The organism is Ventrimonas faecis (genome assembly GCF_040096075.1).
Taxonomy (GTDB): domain Bacteria; phylum Bacillota; class Clostridia; order Lachnospirales; family Lachnospiraceae; genus Brotaphodocola; species Brotaphodocola faecis.
The window spans coordinates 101,856-114,981 of the sequence record NZ_JBBMFJ010000004.1 but is presented as its reverse complement, the minus strand read 5'-3'; the positions used below and the strand labels follow the sequence as shown (position 1 = coordinate 114,981).

The 13,126-nt window shown below is 52.9% G+C and carries 12 protein-coding genes and 1 pseudogene; all 13 read right to left on the bottom strand.

Going from position 1 to position 13,126, the window contains the following annotated elements; genetic code table 11:
• Positions 1-20: 20 nt before the first annotated feature.
• The 13 genes and pseudogenes from miaB to WMO41_RS03535 all read right to left on the bottom strand — a co-directional run bounded on the left by miaB (position 21) and on the right by WMO41_RS03535 (position 13,115).
• Positions 21-1,553, bottom strand: a complete 1,533-nt coding sequence (miaB, locus tag WMO41_RS03595; protein ID WP_349228591.1) for a tRNA (N6-isopentenyl adenosine(37)-C2)-methylthiotransferase MiaB — start codon at positions 1,551-1,553, stop codon at positions 21-23.
• 246 nt (positions 1,554-1,799) lie between these two features.
• A complete protein-coding gene (locus WMO41_RS03590) occupies positions 1,800-2,480 on the bottom strand; it encodes a histidine phosphatase family protein (RefSeq protein WP_349228590.1) in 681 nt (226 codons plus the stop codon).
• Positions 2,480-3,724, bottom strand: coding sequence for a glutamate-5-semialdehyde dehydrogenase (locus WMO41_RS03585; protein WP_349228589.1), 1,245 nt, complete (start codon positions 3,722-3,724; stop codon positions 2,480-2,482). Before WMO41_RS03585 ends, WMO41_RS03590 begins: the two co-directional genes overlap by 1 nt.
• A gap of 226 nt (positions 3,725-3,950) precedes the next feature.
• The gene (locus WMO41_RS03580; RefSeq protein ID WP_349228588.1) at positions 3,951-4,547 is read right to left on the bottom strand and encodes a 5-formyltetrahydrofolate cyclo-ligase; all 597 of its coding nucleotides are present in this window, start codon (positions 4,545-4,547) and stop codon (positions 3,951-3,953) included.
• Positions 4,519-4,746: a DUF896 domain-containing protein gene (locus tag WMO41_RS03575; protein WP_118544194.1), complete on the bottom strand. Its 228-nt coding sequence runs from the start codon at positions 4,744-4,746 to the stop codon at positions 4,519-4,521. Before WMO41_RS03575 ends, WMO41_RS03580 begins: the two co-directional genes overlap by 29 nt.
• 20 nt (positions 4,747-4,766) lie before the next feature.
• The gene (gene proB / locus WMO41_RS03570) at positions 4,767-5,618 is read right to left on the bottom strand and encodes a glutamate 5-kinase (RefSeq protein ID WP_349228587.1); all 852 of its coding nucleotides are present in this window, start codon (positions 5,616-5,618) and stop codon (positions 4,767-4,769) included.
• A gap of 87 nt (positions 5,619-5,705) precedes the next feature.
• A complete protein-coding gene (locus tag WMO41_RS03565; protein WP_349228586.1) occupies positions 5,706-7,334 on the bottom strand; it encodes an NAD(P)/FAD-dependent oxidoreductase in 1,629 nt (542 codons plus the stop codon).
• Between the two features lie 3 nt (positions 7,335-7,337).
• Positions 7,338-8,570 (bottom strand): annotated as a pseudogene (locus tag WMO41_RS03560) (BaiN/RdsA family NAD(P)/FAD-dependent oxidoreductase); the annotation flags it as partial.
• A 71-nt stretch (positions 8,571-8,641) separates the two neighbouring features.
• Complete coding sequence (locus WMO41_RS03555; RefSeq protein ID WP_349228585.1) at positions 8,642-9,040, bottom strand: hypothetical protein; 399 nt, start codon at positions 9,038-9,040, stop codon at positions 8,642-8,644.
• 99 nt (positions 9,041-9,139) lie between these two features.
• Complete coding sequence (locus tag WMO41_RS03550; RefSeq protein WP_349228584.1) at positions 9,140-10,303, bottom strand: DUF3048 domain-containing protein; 1,164 nt, start codon at positions 10,301-10,303, stop codon at positions 9,140-9,142.
• Entirely contained in the window at positions 10,300-10,797 is a 498-nt protein-coding gene (ybeY, locus tag WMO41_RS03545) for an rRNA maturation RNase YbeY (RefSeq protein WP_349228583.1), read from the bottom strand. Before ybeY ends, WMO41_RS03550 begins: the two co-directional genes overlap by 4 nt.
• 26 nt (positions 10,798-10,823) lie before the next feature.
• On the bottom strand, positions 10,824-11,843 hold the full coding sequence (locus tag WMO41_RS03540; RefSeq protein ID WP_349228582.1) for a PhoH family protein: 1,020 nt from the start codon (positions 11,841-11,843) through the stop codon (positions 10,824-10,826).
• 54 nt (positions 11,844-11,897) lie between these two features.
• Complete coding sequence (locus WMO41_RS03535) at positions 11,898-13,115, bottom strand: sporulation protein YqfD (protein WP_349228581.1); 1,218 nt, start codon at positions 13,113-13,115, stop codon at positions 11,898-11,900.
• Positions 13,116-13,126 lie beyond the last annotated feature (11 nt).

Genomic DNA, 13,126 nt, shown 5'->3' with positions numbered 1-13,126 from the left:
GGTGATAATCCAGCCACGTTTTAACTCTCCTGTCTTTCCACTTGCTTTCCCATGTAATAAAATCCTTTGGACTCCTCCAGCCATACATCCACAATCTTTCCGATGAGGCTTTCGTCTCCCGGGAAATGCACCACGGTGTTGTTGCTTAATCGTCCAGTCACATAGCCCTCTTTGTGGTCATCCAGAGTCTCCACCAGAACCTTCTGGGTGGTATGAAGATCGCGTCCACAGACCTCTGAGGAAATCTTCTGGACTTCCTTTAACAGACGGTCAAAACGCTCTTTCACCACATCCTCCGGCACCTGCTCCATGGCTGCTGCCGGTGTTCCGGTACGCTTGGAGTAAATGAAGGTAAAGGCACTGTCATAGCGGACACGGCGCACCACATCCATGGTCTCCTCAAAGTCTTCCTCGGTCTCTCCCGGGAAGCCCACAATGATATCCGTAGTCAGGGCGATATCCGGGATGGCCGCGCGCAGCTTATCCACCAGAGCCAGATAGCCTTCTTTATCATAATGGCGGTTCATCAGCTTTAAGATACGGCTGCTGCCGGACTGTAGCGGAAGGTGCAGATGATTGCAGACCTTCTCACAGTCGCGCATGGCCTTGATCAGGTCATCGGACAGATCCTTCGGATGGGAAGTCATGAAGCGGATGCGCTCCAGTCCCTCAATCTTATTGATTTCACGGAGAAGCTCGGCAAAGGTCATCGGCTTCTCTAAGTTCTTTCCGTAGGAGTTTACATTCTGGCCCAGCAGCATGACCTCTACCACGCCGTCTGCCACCAGTTTTTTAATTTCGGAAACAATATCCTCCGGCTTTCTGCTGCGCTCCCGGCCGCGCACATACGGCACGATGCAGTAGCTGCAGAAGTTGTTGCAGCCAAACATGATATTGACGCCGGACTTAAAGGAATATTTCCGGTCTACCGGGAGCTCCTCCACGATCTTGTCGGTGTCTTTCCAGATATCGACTACCATGCGGTTCTCGCTCATCATGCGGCAGCATAACAGCTCTGCCAGCTTGAAGATATTGTGGGTTCCAAAGATCAGATCCACATAGGAATAGCTCTTCTGGATCTTCTCGATCACAGATGGCTCCTGCATCATGCAGCCGCACAGGGAAATCATCATGCCCGGGCGTTTTTTCTTTAAGGTCTGCAGATAGCCAAGACGGCCGTACACCTTCTGGTTTGCGTTATCACGCACGGTACAGGTGTTATAAAGCACCAGGTCCGCGTTCTCAGATTCCACTCCCTTTAAACCGATCTGCTCTAAGATTCCGCAGAGTTTCTCGGAGTCTCTGGCATTCATCTGACAACCAAAAGTTGCAATGTGGAAGGTACCGTATTTTCCCTCTGCCTGAAGCTCCGAAAGCAAGGAACCCTCATAGCGCGCTGCCGCCTCCCCGCTGTCTACCAGGCCGTCAAACTGCTGCTTCCATAAAATTCTTGCCTGTTCTATAAAATAGTACTGACGCGCGCCCTCATCCTCCGGCGCCGCAGCACGGATCATTTCAAATTCCGGTGTTTCGTTCTGTTTGTATGTTTTCATTCTTTACCTCATTATTCACGTTATGCCGTTACATTAAAAAAGAATGTGCCTTGGCACATTCTCGCGCCGAGGCGCGGTTGCTTCGGCAACCATCTAACCTTGCGCCGAGTGCGCATCCCCGCGGAGCGCTTTGTATGATAGGGCAAACTTCCCTATCATACAAATTATAACATAAAAAGACTGGAATGCAAAGAGCCAAACGCCCGGAATCCCAGTCTTTTCTGTCCGATTTTGTTTTTTCTTTTCTCATCTGGCCTGTGGGGTTTCGCCTGTCTGGGAGACTTTCTTTCCCGTGCGGAAATCCACGCATTCCGACGGATCATAGTAGATCCGGTCTTCTGCCTCCAGAACCGCCTTTCCATTCTTCACAGACACAATATTCACTGCGCAGTTGGGCGGCACCTTACCGTGCCAGAAATCCGTCTTATCTTCATAGACATTGTGCAGGATTCCCCGGCAGGCACAGCCATGACTGGCAATCAGGATGGTCTTCTCCTGCCAGTCCGGATTGCTGGTCAGATCATCCCAGAATGCCTTCGTGCGGATGCAGAGATGTTCAATACTCTCTCCGTCTGCCGCCGTCTGGAAATGAAAGGGATCTTGATAAAAGTCCTGAAAATGTTCCGACGGGATCTCGAAGTTTGCCTTGCGGCAGCCCAGCCCCTCCCAGGAGCCAAAGCTCAGCTCTTCAATCCGGGCATCCTCTAAAACCGGAATTTTCCGGCCCGCCAGCACCAGATCTGCCGTCTGCCTGGCCCGTTTTAATGGGCTGGAAATGGCAAGATCAAAGGGAACATCTTTTAACGCCTCCCCGGTGATCTTTGCCAGCCGAATGCCATTTTCATTCAGTGGAATATCCGTCTGTCCCTGAAGCCGCCCCTCCGCGTTCCAGGGCGTCTCACCATGGCGAATGATATAAAGCTTCATTATGGTCTCACCTGCCCGTTTCCATAAATGATGTACTTGGTGGTGGTCAGTGCTTTTAAGCCCATCGGTCCCCTTGCGTGGAGCTTCTGAGTACTGATGCCGATTTCCGCCCCAAAACCAAACTCTCCGCCATCGGTGAAACGGGTGGATGCGTTGACATAGACAGCCGCCGCATCGATCCGGTTTAAGAACTCCTGGGCGTGATTGTAATCCTGCGTGATGATGGCCTCGGAATGGCCGGTATTGTAGCGGTTGATATGACGGATGGCCTCATCCAGGGAATCTACCAGTTTTAAGGACAGAATGTAATCCAGATACTCGGTTCCCCAGTCCTCTTCCGTGGCCTCCATAAATTCCGGCACAATGCCTCTCGCGCCTTCATCTGCCCGCACTTCCACAGACTTTTTCGCCAGGCGTGCTGCCAGCAGCGGAAGAAACTCCTCTGCAATGCTTCTATGTACCACCAGGGACTCGCAGGCGTTGCAGACGCCGATCCGCTGGGTCTTGGCATTTTCAATAATGTTCAGCGCCATCTCAAAATCCGCCGTCTCATCCACGTAGATATGACAGTTTCCGGTTCCTGTCTCAATGACCGGCACCGTGCTGTTCTGTACCACGCTGCGAATGAGTCCTGCGCCGCCCCGGGGGATCAGCACATCCACAAACTCGTTCAGCCGCATAAATTCTGTGGTTACCGCACGGTCGGTATCGGTGATCAGCTGTAGGGAATCCTCCGGCAGTCCGGCACGGGAAAGTCCGGTCTGCAGCCATTTGACAATCTCCTTGTTGGACTCAATGGCATCGCTTCCGCCCTTTAAGATCACAGCATTTCCGGTCTTAAAGCACAGGCCGAAGGCATCGGAAGTCACATTGGGGCGCGCTTCATAAATCATGCCCACCACGCCAAGGGGGACTCGCTTCTCACCGATCAGAAGACCATTCGGCCGCGGCTTCATGGAAATCACTTCACCCACCGGATCCGGAAGCTCTGCGATCTGCAAAAGGCCATCTGCCATGGCCTGCAGGCGGTCCGGCGTCAGCTCCAGCCGGTCGATCATACCCTGGCTCATGCCATTTTCTGCCGCCCGGATCACATCCTCCTGATTGGCTGTCAGGATGTCCTCTTCTCCGTCTAAAAGTGCCTGGGCCGCCTGGCGCAAGCCTTCATTCTTCTCTGTAATGCCAAGACTGTTTAAATAGGATGCCGCTTCCTTCGCGCGGGCACCGATCACTCTTAAATCCATGCCTTATCCTCCTGAATCGTCTTCATTCGCAACTGTTTCCTGTTTTGTAACTGTTCAGTACCCTCACAGTTACGGGCAAAAATCCATTGAAAATTGCCTTCTGCAATGGGATTTTTGCCTGCAAGCCCATGTTTTCATACGGTCAGCGCAGTGAATGCGCAGACCTACTGAACAGTTACCCTGTTTTTATTTTATACTGCTGCATCTTCTCTGCCGTACAGTACTGTCATCCGTTTTCCTGTTCTCCGGTCAGGACCACATCCATCCTCTTATCGTGTTCTTCGGTGGGCAGCACCGGGAATATCTGAAATGGATAGCAGACCGCTACCCGCTTATGCTCCGGCTCCTCCGAGAAAAAACGGTCATAAAAACCACCGCCGTAGCCCATGCGGTCACCCTCCCGGGTAAAAGCCGTTCCCGGTGTGATTACCACCGCCTGCGGACAGTCTGCTTTCTCGCAGTGTCCTGCCGGTTCCAGGATCTCACGAAAGCCTCGAACCAGGTCCTTTTGCCCCCGCACCAGATAAAAGTCCATCCGTTCTCCTGCCACCCGCGGCAGCGCCACCGAAAAGCCCTGCTGCCACAGCACATCCATGAGTCCGAAGGTATCGACCTCTCCGCCAAAGGAAGCATACAGATACACGGTAGCTGGAAGCTCTGTCTCCGCCCTCAGGCCGGTTAAAAGTGCTAAGACCTGGTTTCGGATGTTCGCGTCCATGATTTCTTTCCTGCCGATGGATTCCGGCTTTAAAAGTTCTGCCCGCAGTGTGCGGATCTGCCTGCGGATTTCTTTTTTAAGACTGGGTATCTTTGATTCCGCCATATTTCTTGCCCAGATCGGTAATACTGCCGTCTTTCTCCTTGATGGAAATGTTGTTTAAATGTGCTCTCATATTATTTTTGATGGCCGCCACATACTCCTTGCGAAGTCTTGCCTGCTCTTCCTTTTCCTCCTCGGTCAGTCCGACAGACTGGGATTTGTGGTAGAGGGTGTTGATGCGGTCGATACTGCTCTGATCCATAGTTGTTCTCCTTTGCTCGTTTATACTTCATATTTCGTATTGATGTAATCCATCAGGTCAAAATCCCGGTTGGGATGGGCCAGGAACAGAGTCCCTTTTTCTTCCCCCTCCATTAGCTCATGGATCACATCGACATCATCCGCGTTACAGATGATCATGTCAGATCCACTGTCCGTGGCAATCCGGGCCGCTGCCAGCTTCGCCGCCATGCCGCCGGTTCCCACATCGCTGCCGGAGCCTCCGCCCATGCCAATCAGCTCCGGTGTAATTTCTTCCACCAGGCCGATAAATTCTGCCTCCGGATTCTTGTGGGGATCCTCGGAATACAGCCCGTCAATGTCGGACATGAGGATCAGCAGATCCGCGCCGATGAGGGCTGCTACAATGGCAGAAAGCCGGTCATTATCACCAAACTGAATCTCATGGGTAGACACGGTATCGTTCTCGTTGACCACCGGAACTGCCCCCAGGCGCAAAAGCTCCTCGAAGGTATTCTGGGCATTGACCCGGGAATCCTCGTTGGTCATGGTATCCTTTGTCAAAAGCACCTGCGCCGCAATGTGGTTATACTCGGAAAAGATCCGCTGGTACACCATCATGAGCCGCGCCTGGCCTACAGCCGCGTAAGCCTGCTTCTCGGAAATGGTCTGGGGGCGTTTCTGTCCGCCCAGAGCCTGCCGTCCGGCCGCAATCGCGCCGGAGGAAACCAGAACGACGTCTTTCCCCTCTCCCTTCAGATCACAAATGACGCGGATCAGCTTTTCAATCTTAAAGAGATTCAGCTCCCCGGTCTTTTCATGGGTCAGGGAAGAAGAACCGATCTTGATGACGATCCGTTTTTTATCTTTCAGTTTTTCTCTGAAACTGTTCATATCCTGCTCCTTATCAGAATGCCACCGCATAAGGCAGCATCCGTTATCATTCTTATTCGGTAACTGTTCAGTACCCTCACAGTTACCTTATTCGTTCTTTTTACATGGACTGTAGCGCTTTGCGATGGCCTCTGCCACCTTCACGCCATCCATCGCCGCGGAAGTGATGCCGCCTGCATAACCGGCGCCCTCGCCGCAGGGGTAAAGGCCCGGCACCTCGCTCTCGAACTGTTCATCCCGCCAGATGCGCACCGGGGAGGAAGTCCGGCTCTCAATGCCTGCAAAAATGGCATCCGGCCGGTCAAAGCCATGAATCATATGTCCAAAGCCTTCCATTGCCTCCATCAAAGCCAGATTCAGCGGCTCCGGCATAATGGAACGGACATCGCCAAAGGCCCACTCGCCCCGCATCTGCGGTACCACATCGCCCAGCTTTGTGCTGATGGTATTCTGGCAGAAATCCCCATAAAGCTGTACCGGAATCTTTCCGCCTGCAGCCCGGTATGCTGCCTCCTCCAGCTTTCGCTGGAAGGCCACGCCGCTTAAGGGCCCACTCTCCGGGAAATCCTCCGGCGTTACCGTAACAATCAGGGCACTGTTGGCATTCTCTCCGGCCCGGTCGTGATAGCTCATTCCATTCACTGCCAGACGTCCGGCTTCCGAGGAAGCATTCACTACGTAGCCGCCCGGGCACATGCAAAAGCTGTACACGCCACGTCCGCTCTTTGTCTGCCTGGTAAGCTTGTAGTTTGCCGCGCCCAGGGATCCGGCGTCCTCCCGTCCGTACTGAGAAAAGTTGATCATCTTCTGGGGATGCTGGATGCGCAGCCCCACCGCAAACGCCTTCTGTTCCATAGGAATCTGATGTTTTAACAGCATGGAAAAGGTATCCCTCGCGCTGTGTCCGATGGCCAGCACCACCACACTGCTTTTGATTTCTTCTTCCGTTAAAGCGCCCGTCTGCGGATCCGCAAAAGAGACTTTCACGCCGCACACCCGGCTGCTTTCTGTGAGAAGGTCTGTCACCTGGGTATCAAACCGCACGGTTCCGCCCAGGCGGATGATCTCTTCCCGCATGTGTTTTACCACCTCAGCCAGCACATCCGTGCCGATGTGCGGTTTATGATCATATAAAATGGAAGGATCCGCGCCAAACTCGGTAAAGAGTTCCAGCACCAGCTTTCCGCGGCCCAGCGGGTCTTTCACCAGCGTATTCAGCTTTCCATCGGAAAACGTACCGGCACCGCCCTCGCCAAACTGCACATTGGTCTGGGGATCCAGGGCACCGCCCTGCCAAAAGGCATTCACCTTTTTCTGGCGTTCCTCCACGGAGCTGCCGCGTTCTAAAAGAATCGGCTGGTAGCCGTGCCGCGCCAGCATCAGGCCGCAGAACAATCCTGCCGGACCGGTTCCAATGATGACCGGGCGCTCCTTTAATGCTGTCTCCCCGGATTCCGGGAACTGGTACCTCGTTTCCTTGCAGAGGTTTACCTGGGGACTTTTCACCTTATGTAAAATCTCAGCTTCTTTTTTCACGGAAACATCCACGGTATAGCTGTAAAACAGCTCCGGCTTCTTTCTGGCATCCAGAGAACGTTTCCGGATGTGAAGCTCTTTTATTTCTTCCGGCGATACCCGCAAAAGCTTTGCCGCCTTTTTTGTAAGTGCCTCCGGCGTATGGTCTGCCGGAAGCTTGATCTGTGTTAATCGTATCATAATCTAATTTCTCCCTGCCGTTCTTCCTGCCACAGCCCCGGTACTCCAGGCCCACTGGAGATTATAGCCGCCGCAGATGCCGTCTACATCCGTCAGCTCGCCCACCAGAAACAATCCCTTCACCAGTTTTGACTCCATGGTATCAGGACGAAGCTCTCTGGTATCCACGCCGCCGCAGCAGACCTGGGCCTGCTCAAAGCTGTTGGTCGATGTGACCGGCACCTCAAATTTTTTCATCTGCATGGCCAGGGCCTCTAACTGGCCGTCTTTGATGCGCCCGCAGGTGCCATCCAGCGGAATTCCTGCCTGTTTTAACAGCACGGCCGCCAGTTTCTTATTCAAAACACCGTTTAAAAACTCTCCGGATGGCCGGTAACCCAAGGCTGCTTTCCGCTGCTTTAGCATAGTCCTGGTATCTTCCATACTCTTTGACGGAAAGAAATCCAGCACTGCACTGACTCTTCTCCCCTCATCCAAAGCCCGGGCCGCGTAACGGCTCACCTGAAAGGTCGGAATACCGGAGATGCCGTAATCCGTCAGCTGCACCTCTCCTTCATCGGCCGCCAGGGTCTTTCCGTCACTCACCAGCCGCACCACCGCCTCACAGCGCACGCCAGCCAGCTGCTTGAAGAACGTCCCCCTGCATTTTAACTGTACCAGAGCCGGAAGCGGTTTGATGATAGTGTGCCCAAAGACCTTTGCCAGCTCATAACCGCTGCCGTCGGAGCCGGACACCGGCGCTGCCTTGGAACCAGCCGCCAGAATCAGGCTGTCCCCCCGAAACGTACCTTGGTCGCTTTCCACGGTAAACGTGCCATTTTTCGTCTTCCATGCCTTCTTAATATGGCAGGAAAGCACGGTCTGAATGCCCAGATGCTCTGTCTCAAACCGCAGGGCGTCCAGCACCGAAGCGGCCTGGTCCGAATTCGGGTAAATGTAGCCGTTCCGGTTCTTGGTCACAATGCCGATGCCGTCAAAAAAGCTCAGCGTATCCCAGACAGAGAAACGGTCCAGCACCTTCATGGGAAACAGCTTCTGGCTGCTCCGGTAATGTTCCGGGCGCAGGGACAGGTTTGTCATGTTGCACCGCCCGTTTCCCGTGGATAAAATTTTCTTTCCCACCCGGTCCATATGCTCCAGAATGGTCACCTCTGCGCCCTCTCTGGCCGCCATGATGGCTGCCATGAGGCCGGAAGCTCCGCCTCCGATGATCAGTACTTTTTTCTTCACGTTTCTCCTCCGTAGTTTCCCTCAGTCATTTGGATTCTATTGTATCCAGTTTGCCGTTTCTTTTCAAGTAAATTTTGTCAGCTTGTGTAGGACTCCAGATAATTAAAGACCTCTGCCATGGAAGAAAACCAGATTCCTTCCCGCAGCTTCGTGCGCTCTGGCAGCGGAAAATCCATCAGTGGCACATGGGTATACAGGCAGATGGTCTTCCGGTCTTTTAAAAACACCAGAAGCACACCATCCTCCGCCACCAGATAATACATCTCCCGGCTTTCCGTCACCGCCTGCACATGGTCTTTATTCGCGGCCATCTGGTCTTCCGTCACGGTTTCCGGTGCCGCTCCGCTTTCTATTGCAGTTTCCGGTGTGTCCCAGGCTCCGCTGTTTTCCCGGCTGCGCCGCACGGAAAAAGCAATCAGGATGCAGACCAGACTGACGCCCAGAAACAAAAATAAACAGATCCTATACTTTTTCATGGAAAATCCCTCCAGGTATAGTATCTGCTTATTTTTACTGTTTTATCCAGTTTTCCTGATGATTCCGTGTTTTCCCGCCGCAGACAGGCATTCCGGCTCTTATTTTCCCTCGATTTTTGCCGGCTGCATGTCATTGGTGGTGCAGATGCAGATCCAGGTCTTGCCCGGATTTAAAGTGATCTCATTGCCGGACGCGTCGTAATAATGGGTCACGCCGAACTCTCCATCCTTCTCACAGGTGATGTCCTCCACCTGTCCATTGGAAATGTAGTAGCCCCAGGTATCTGCCTGCACGTTGATGTTGCGGTACTCGGTGGACGCGTAGTAAGCCGCCGGGCAGTACTGGATGATGATGTTCTTCACCGCAATCTGTCCCTCACTTCCCATGTGCGGTCCGCCATACTGGAAACGGTAATACAGGCCGTCATCCTCATGGTACTCAAACCACGGATTGTTCAGCTTGTAGCCCGGGGTTACCTTGTAAGCCTCGCGCACATCCGCTCCGTGCATGACCGCTTCCGTGCCTTCCTTCGCAAACCGGAAATGCCCGTCATAGTCAGCATCGTACTCCTGGCTGTAGCCCAGCTTCTCAATGGCACGCTGAATGCCCTCAAAGCTCGCATAGGCGTTGTGCGGAGATTTTTTATCTTTGGAACGGAAATAAGCCGTGCTTCCCTGTCCTTCAATCCCGTTGATATTATCAATGAATTTCAGATAAGGCTTCGCAAAGGTGCTCTGGCCGAAATGTGCGTAGATGGCGTCAAACTCTCTTGCGAAATACACATAGTAAGTACGGCAGCTGCGCACGGAACCGATGCGGGTCAGGTCATCGTAATCCTCCATAATCGCCAGATAGCGGTTCATGGTGGCCTCCACCGGTGCCTCGTAAACCACTCCAGCCCGGTTGATGCCATACTGCGGCAAAGCTGCCTTGTCATTGCTCATCATAATCGCCAGCGGACGCCGGTTGCCCTGGGATACCGGCACCATTTCTCCAGTCAGATAGCTGCGGATCATGCCATCCTTTTCGACTCTCGGCTCCTGCTCATCCGGATCTGCTGCCCCGGTCTCCGGCGCTTCTGTCTCTGGTGCCTCCGTTTCAATCTCAATTGGCTTTGTCTCCGGTGCTTCCGATGCCGATTCCACGGTGATCTTATTGTCTGCTTCCTTTGCCCCGCAGCCGGTCAGTGCCGCAGCCCCCACTGCAAGACACCATGCTGCCATTATGCCAAACGCATACTTCTTCCCCTTGTTTTTTCTCATCTATGATAGCCCTCTCCTGCCAGTATCTCTCTCTGCCGGGTTTCCATTACCTCTCGCTCCGCCTCCTCCATGTGATCATAGCCACACAGGTGAAGCATGCTGTGGGCAATGAGGAAAGCCAGCTCCCGCTCTCGGGAATGGCCGTATTTTTCTGCCTGCTCAATGACCTTTTCCACGGAAACAATGATATCTCCCAGAATCAATTCTCCCGTCTCCGGATTGAAATAATCTTCCACAGCATCCTCCACATGACTGAAGTCTGATTCCTTCTCAAAGTCGATCATCGGGAAGGAAAGCACATCTGTCGGACGGTCGATCTGGCGGTAATCCCGGTTGATCTCCTGGATCGCGTCATTGTCCGTGAGGATCAGGTTCACCTCAGCCTCATACGGACATTTCTCATAGTCCAGAGCTGCCGGGATGATGTCGTTTGCCACCTTCTCATAGTCCACATCCAGAGGCTTGTCTGTCTCATATTCAATATTAATCGTCATGGTATGTTCCGCCTTTCTGCATTCCGTTATCTGTGATATTTGAATTCTTTTAACCGGTGTGTTTTTTCCTTCGGCGGCTGCTTGGCCGGATTCTTTTTCTCATAGTCATCGTAAGCCTGTACAATCTTCTGAACCAGCGGATGACGCACGACATCATTGCTGGTCAGGTTGCAGAAGCCAATGTCATCAATTTTACCAAGCACCCTCATGGCCACATCCAGACCGGATACCGCGCCGCTCGGCAGATCCTTCTGGGTTTTATCGCCGGTGATGATGACTTTGGAGCCAAAGCCGATACGGGTTAAAAACATCTTCATCTGGGCCGGTGTGGTATTCTGCGCCTCATCCAGAATGATGTAGGCGTTATCCAGGGTACGTCCACGCATGTATGCCAGCGGTGCCACCTCGATCAGCCCCTTCTCCTGGTTGTGTAAAAAGCTCTCGGCTCCCATGATCTGGTACAGCGCGTCGTAAAGTGGACGCAGGTACGGGTCGATCTTGCTCTGCAGGTCACCCGGAAGAAAGCCCAGCTTCTCTCCCGCCTCAATAGCCGGACGGGTTAAGATGATGCGGTTTACATCTCCATTCTTAAATGCCGAGATGGCCATGGCCATGGCAAGGTAAGTCTTGCCGGTTCCGGCCGGTCCGATGCCAAAAACGATCATCTTCTTGCGGATAGTGTCCACATACTGCTTCTGGCCTACTGTTTTCGGTTTGACCGGCTTTCCGTTGATGGTCCGGCAGATAATGTCTTTGTCAATCTCCAGGATTGCATCGTCCGATTCCGCAAAACATAAAGAAAGCGCATAGTCCACATTCTGCTCGGTAATGGCATTGCCGCGCTTTGACAGCTCCACCAGATTGTTGAACACGCTCTTGGCGCGGCGGATCATCAATTCCGGGCCGATCAGCTTAATGGCGCCGTCTCTTGCCACAATGGTCACATGCAGCGTCCGCTCGATCTTCTTTAAATAGCTGTCAAACTGGCCGCACACATTCTTCTCATGCTCTGCCGGGATATCAATTATTGTCTCAATTACACTCATTCTGTATTATTACTCCTTCAAATTATGCTGTCATCACGGTATCCTGCGGAATTTTCAGTTCAGAAAATTCCTGCCTGTGAACGATTCCAGCTTTTGACCGGTTCCGGCATTCTCCTCCACGGTCATGCTTCCGCAGATCGTCCAGCCGGTACTGTTATCTAATATTTTAACATCATTTTCGATTATTTGTACCCCTTTTTCGGTTAATTTTTGTAATTTTCTTTCATGAACCGCTTTTGTCAGGGCATTTAACTCTGTTTTCGTTCGTTTCCGTTCTACAGTTTCATACTCCCTGGCCGTGATGGTTTCGGTCCAGACCGGAAGAAAAAAGTCTCCGAACAATACCATCTGTCTGGAAATGCCGGTCAGTTCCCAGTTCTGTTTTCCAGTTAAGGGAAGCATGGCCAGAATGTCCACACTTCCAATCCAGAGGCGAAAGCCCTGCCGGTTCTTTCCGGTGTAGCTGCGCACCGTCTGGAAGCGCGGTACCTGTTCCCAGTACGTCTTTGTTGTCCGCAGCCGAATATCGGCATCTGCCCGCACAAACAGTGTCCGGACTACCTCCCCGGAATCATCAGTGACCGGCACCAGCCCTTCCACCAGAATCTGGCCCTTTTCCACCTCATCTCCCGGCTGGACTGCTGCCTTTCCTTCCCGCACCAGAATGGAAACGACCGTTCCCGCCGTTTCCGCCACCAGATTCCTTGGTGTTTCCTCCCGAGGGGGAATCCCCTCCGCCGTCTCATTTTCCCGCACCCGGATCTGCAGCCGGGTCCCGGCCACATGAGCGGATACCCAGACAATCTGAGGACAGCGGCTCCGAAGTTCTTCCTCGATCCGGTCACAATCCACACCAGATTTCGGCATTCCATAGCAGATTCCAATCTCCCGAAGCTGTCTGGTCAGCATGTCATCCGTAAAATGAAGATTCCCGGAAAAACTGATATTCCAGATAAACCGGGAAAGGACGAACAAAAGCAGAAAAAAAGAGGCCAGCCCTACGGCAAACAGCTTCCGTTTCCGGTTTCGGTATAAAAAGAAGGGCAGTCCCAGCTTTTCCTGAACGCGGACCTTCACCCCGGTTTTTCTTGCGAAAGGGCGGATCCGGTAAAAATCAGGCAGCAGCATACAGAAGCAGTACCCTTCTTTTCCACAGGACAGATTCCACAGCTGGATTCCTCCGCTCCGGCACAGGTTAAAAAACCGTTCCGGTGAGCGGCCTGTCAGTCGTACTCTCACATATCCGGCGTAACACTGTTTCAGCCACCGCATGCCCCGCCTCC

Bases quoted from the DNA above. Each gene is read 5' to 3' on its own strand.
- miaB (WP_349228591.1), bottom strand. From the start codon at position 1,553: ATGAAAACATACAAACAGAACGAAACACCGGAATTTGAAATGATCCGT.
- WMO41_RS03590 (WP_349228590.1), bottom strand. From the start codon at position 2,480: ATGAAGCTTTATATCATTCGCCATGGTGAGACGCCCTGGAACGCGGAG.
- WMO41_RS03585 (WP_349228589.1), bottom strand. From the start codon at position 3,724: ATGGATTTAAGAGTGATCGGTGCCCGCGCGAAGGAAGCGGCATCCTAT.
- WMO41_RS03580 (WP_349228588.1), bottom strand. From the start codon at position 4,547: ATGGCGGAATCAAAGATACCCAGTCTTAAAAAAGAAATCCGCAGGCAG.
- WMO41_RS03575 (WP_118544194.1), bottom strand. From the start codon at position 4,746: ATGGATCAGAGCAGTATCGACCGCATCAACACCCTCTACCACAAATCC.
- proB (WP_349228587.1), bottom strand. From the start codon at position 5,618: ATGAACAGTTTCAGAGAAAAACTGAAAGATAAAAAACGGATCGTCATC.
- WMO41_RS03565 (WP_349228586.1), bottom strand. From the start codon at position 7,334: ATGATACGATTAACACAGATCAAGCTTCCGGCAGACCATACGCCGGAG.
- WMO41_RS03555 (WP_349228585.1), bottom strand. From the start codon at position 9,040: ATGAAAAAGTATAGGATCTGTTTATTTTTGTTTCTGGGCGTCAGTCTG.
- WMO41_RS03550 (WP_349228584.1), bottom strand. From the start codon at position 10,303: ATGAGAAAAAACAAGGGGAAGAAGTATGCGTTTGGCATAATGGCAGCA.
- ybeY (WP_349228583.1), bottom strand. From the start codon at position 10,797: ATGACGATTAATATTGAATATGAGACAGACAAGCCTCTGGATGTGGAC.
- WMO41_RS03540 (WP_349228582.1), bottom strand. From the start codon at position 11,843: ATGAGTGTAATTGAGACAATAATTGATATCCCGGCAGAGCATGAGAAG.
- WMO41_RS03535 (WP_349228581.1), bottom strand. From the start codon at position 13,115: ATGCGGTGGCTGAAACAGTGTTACGCCGGATATGTGAGAGTACGACTG.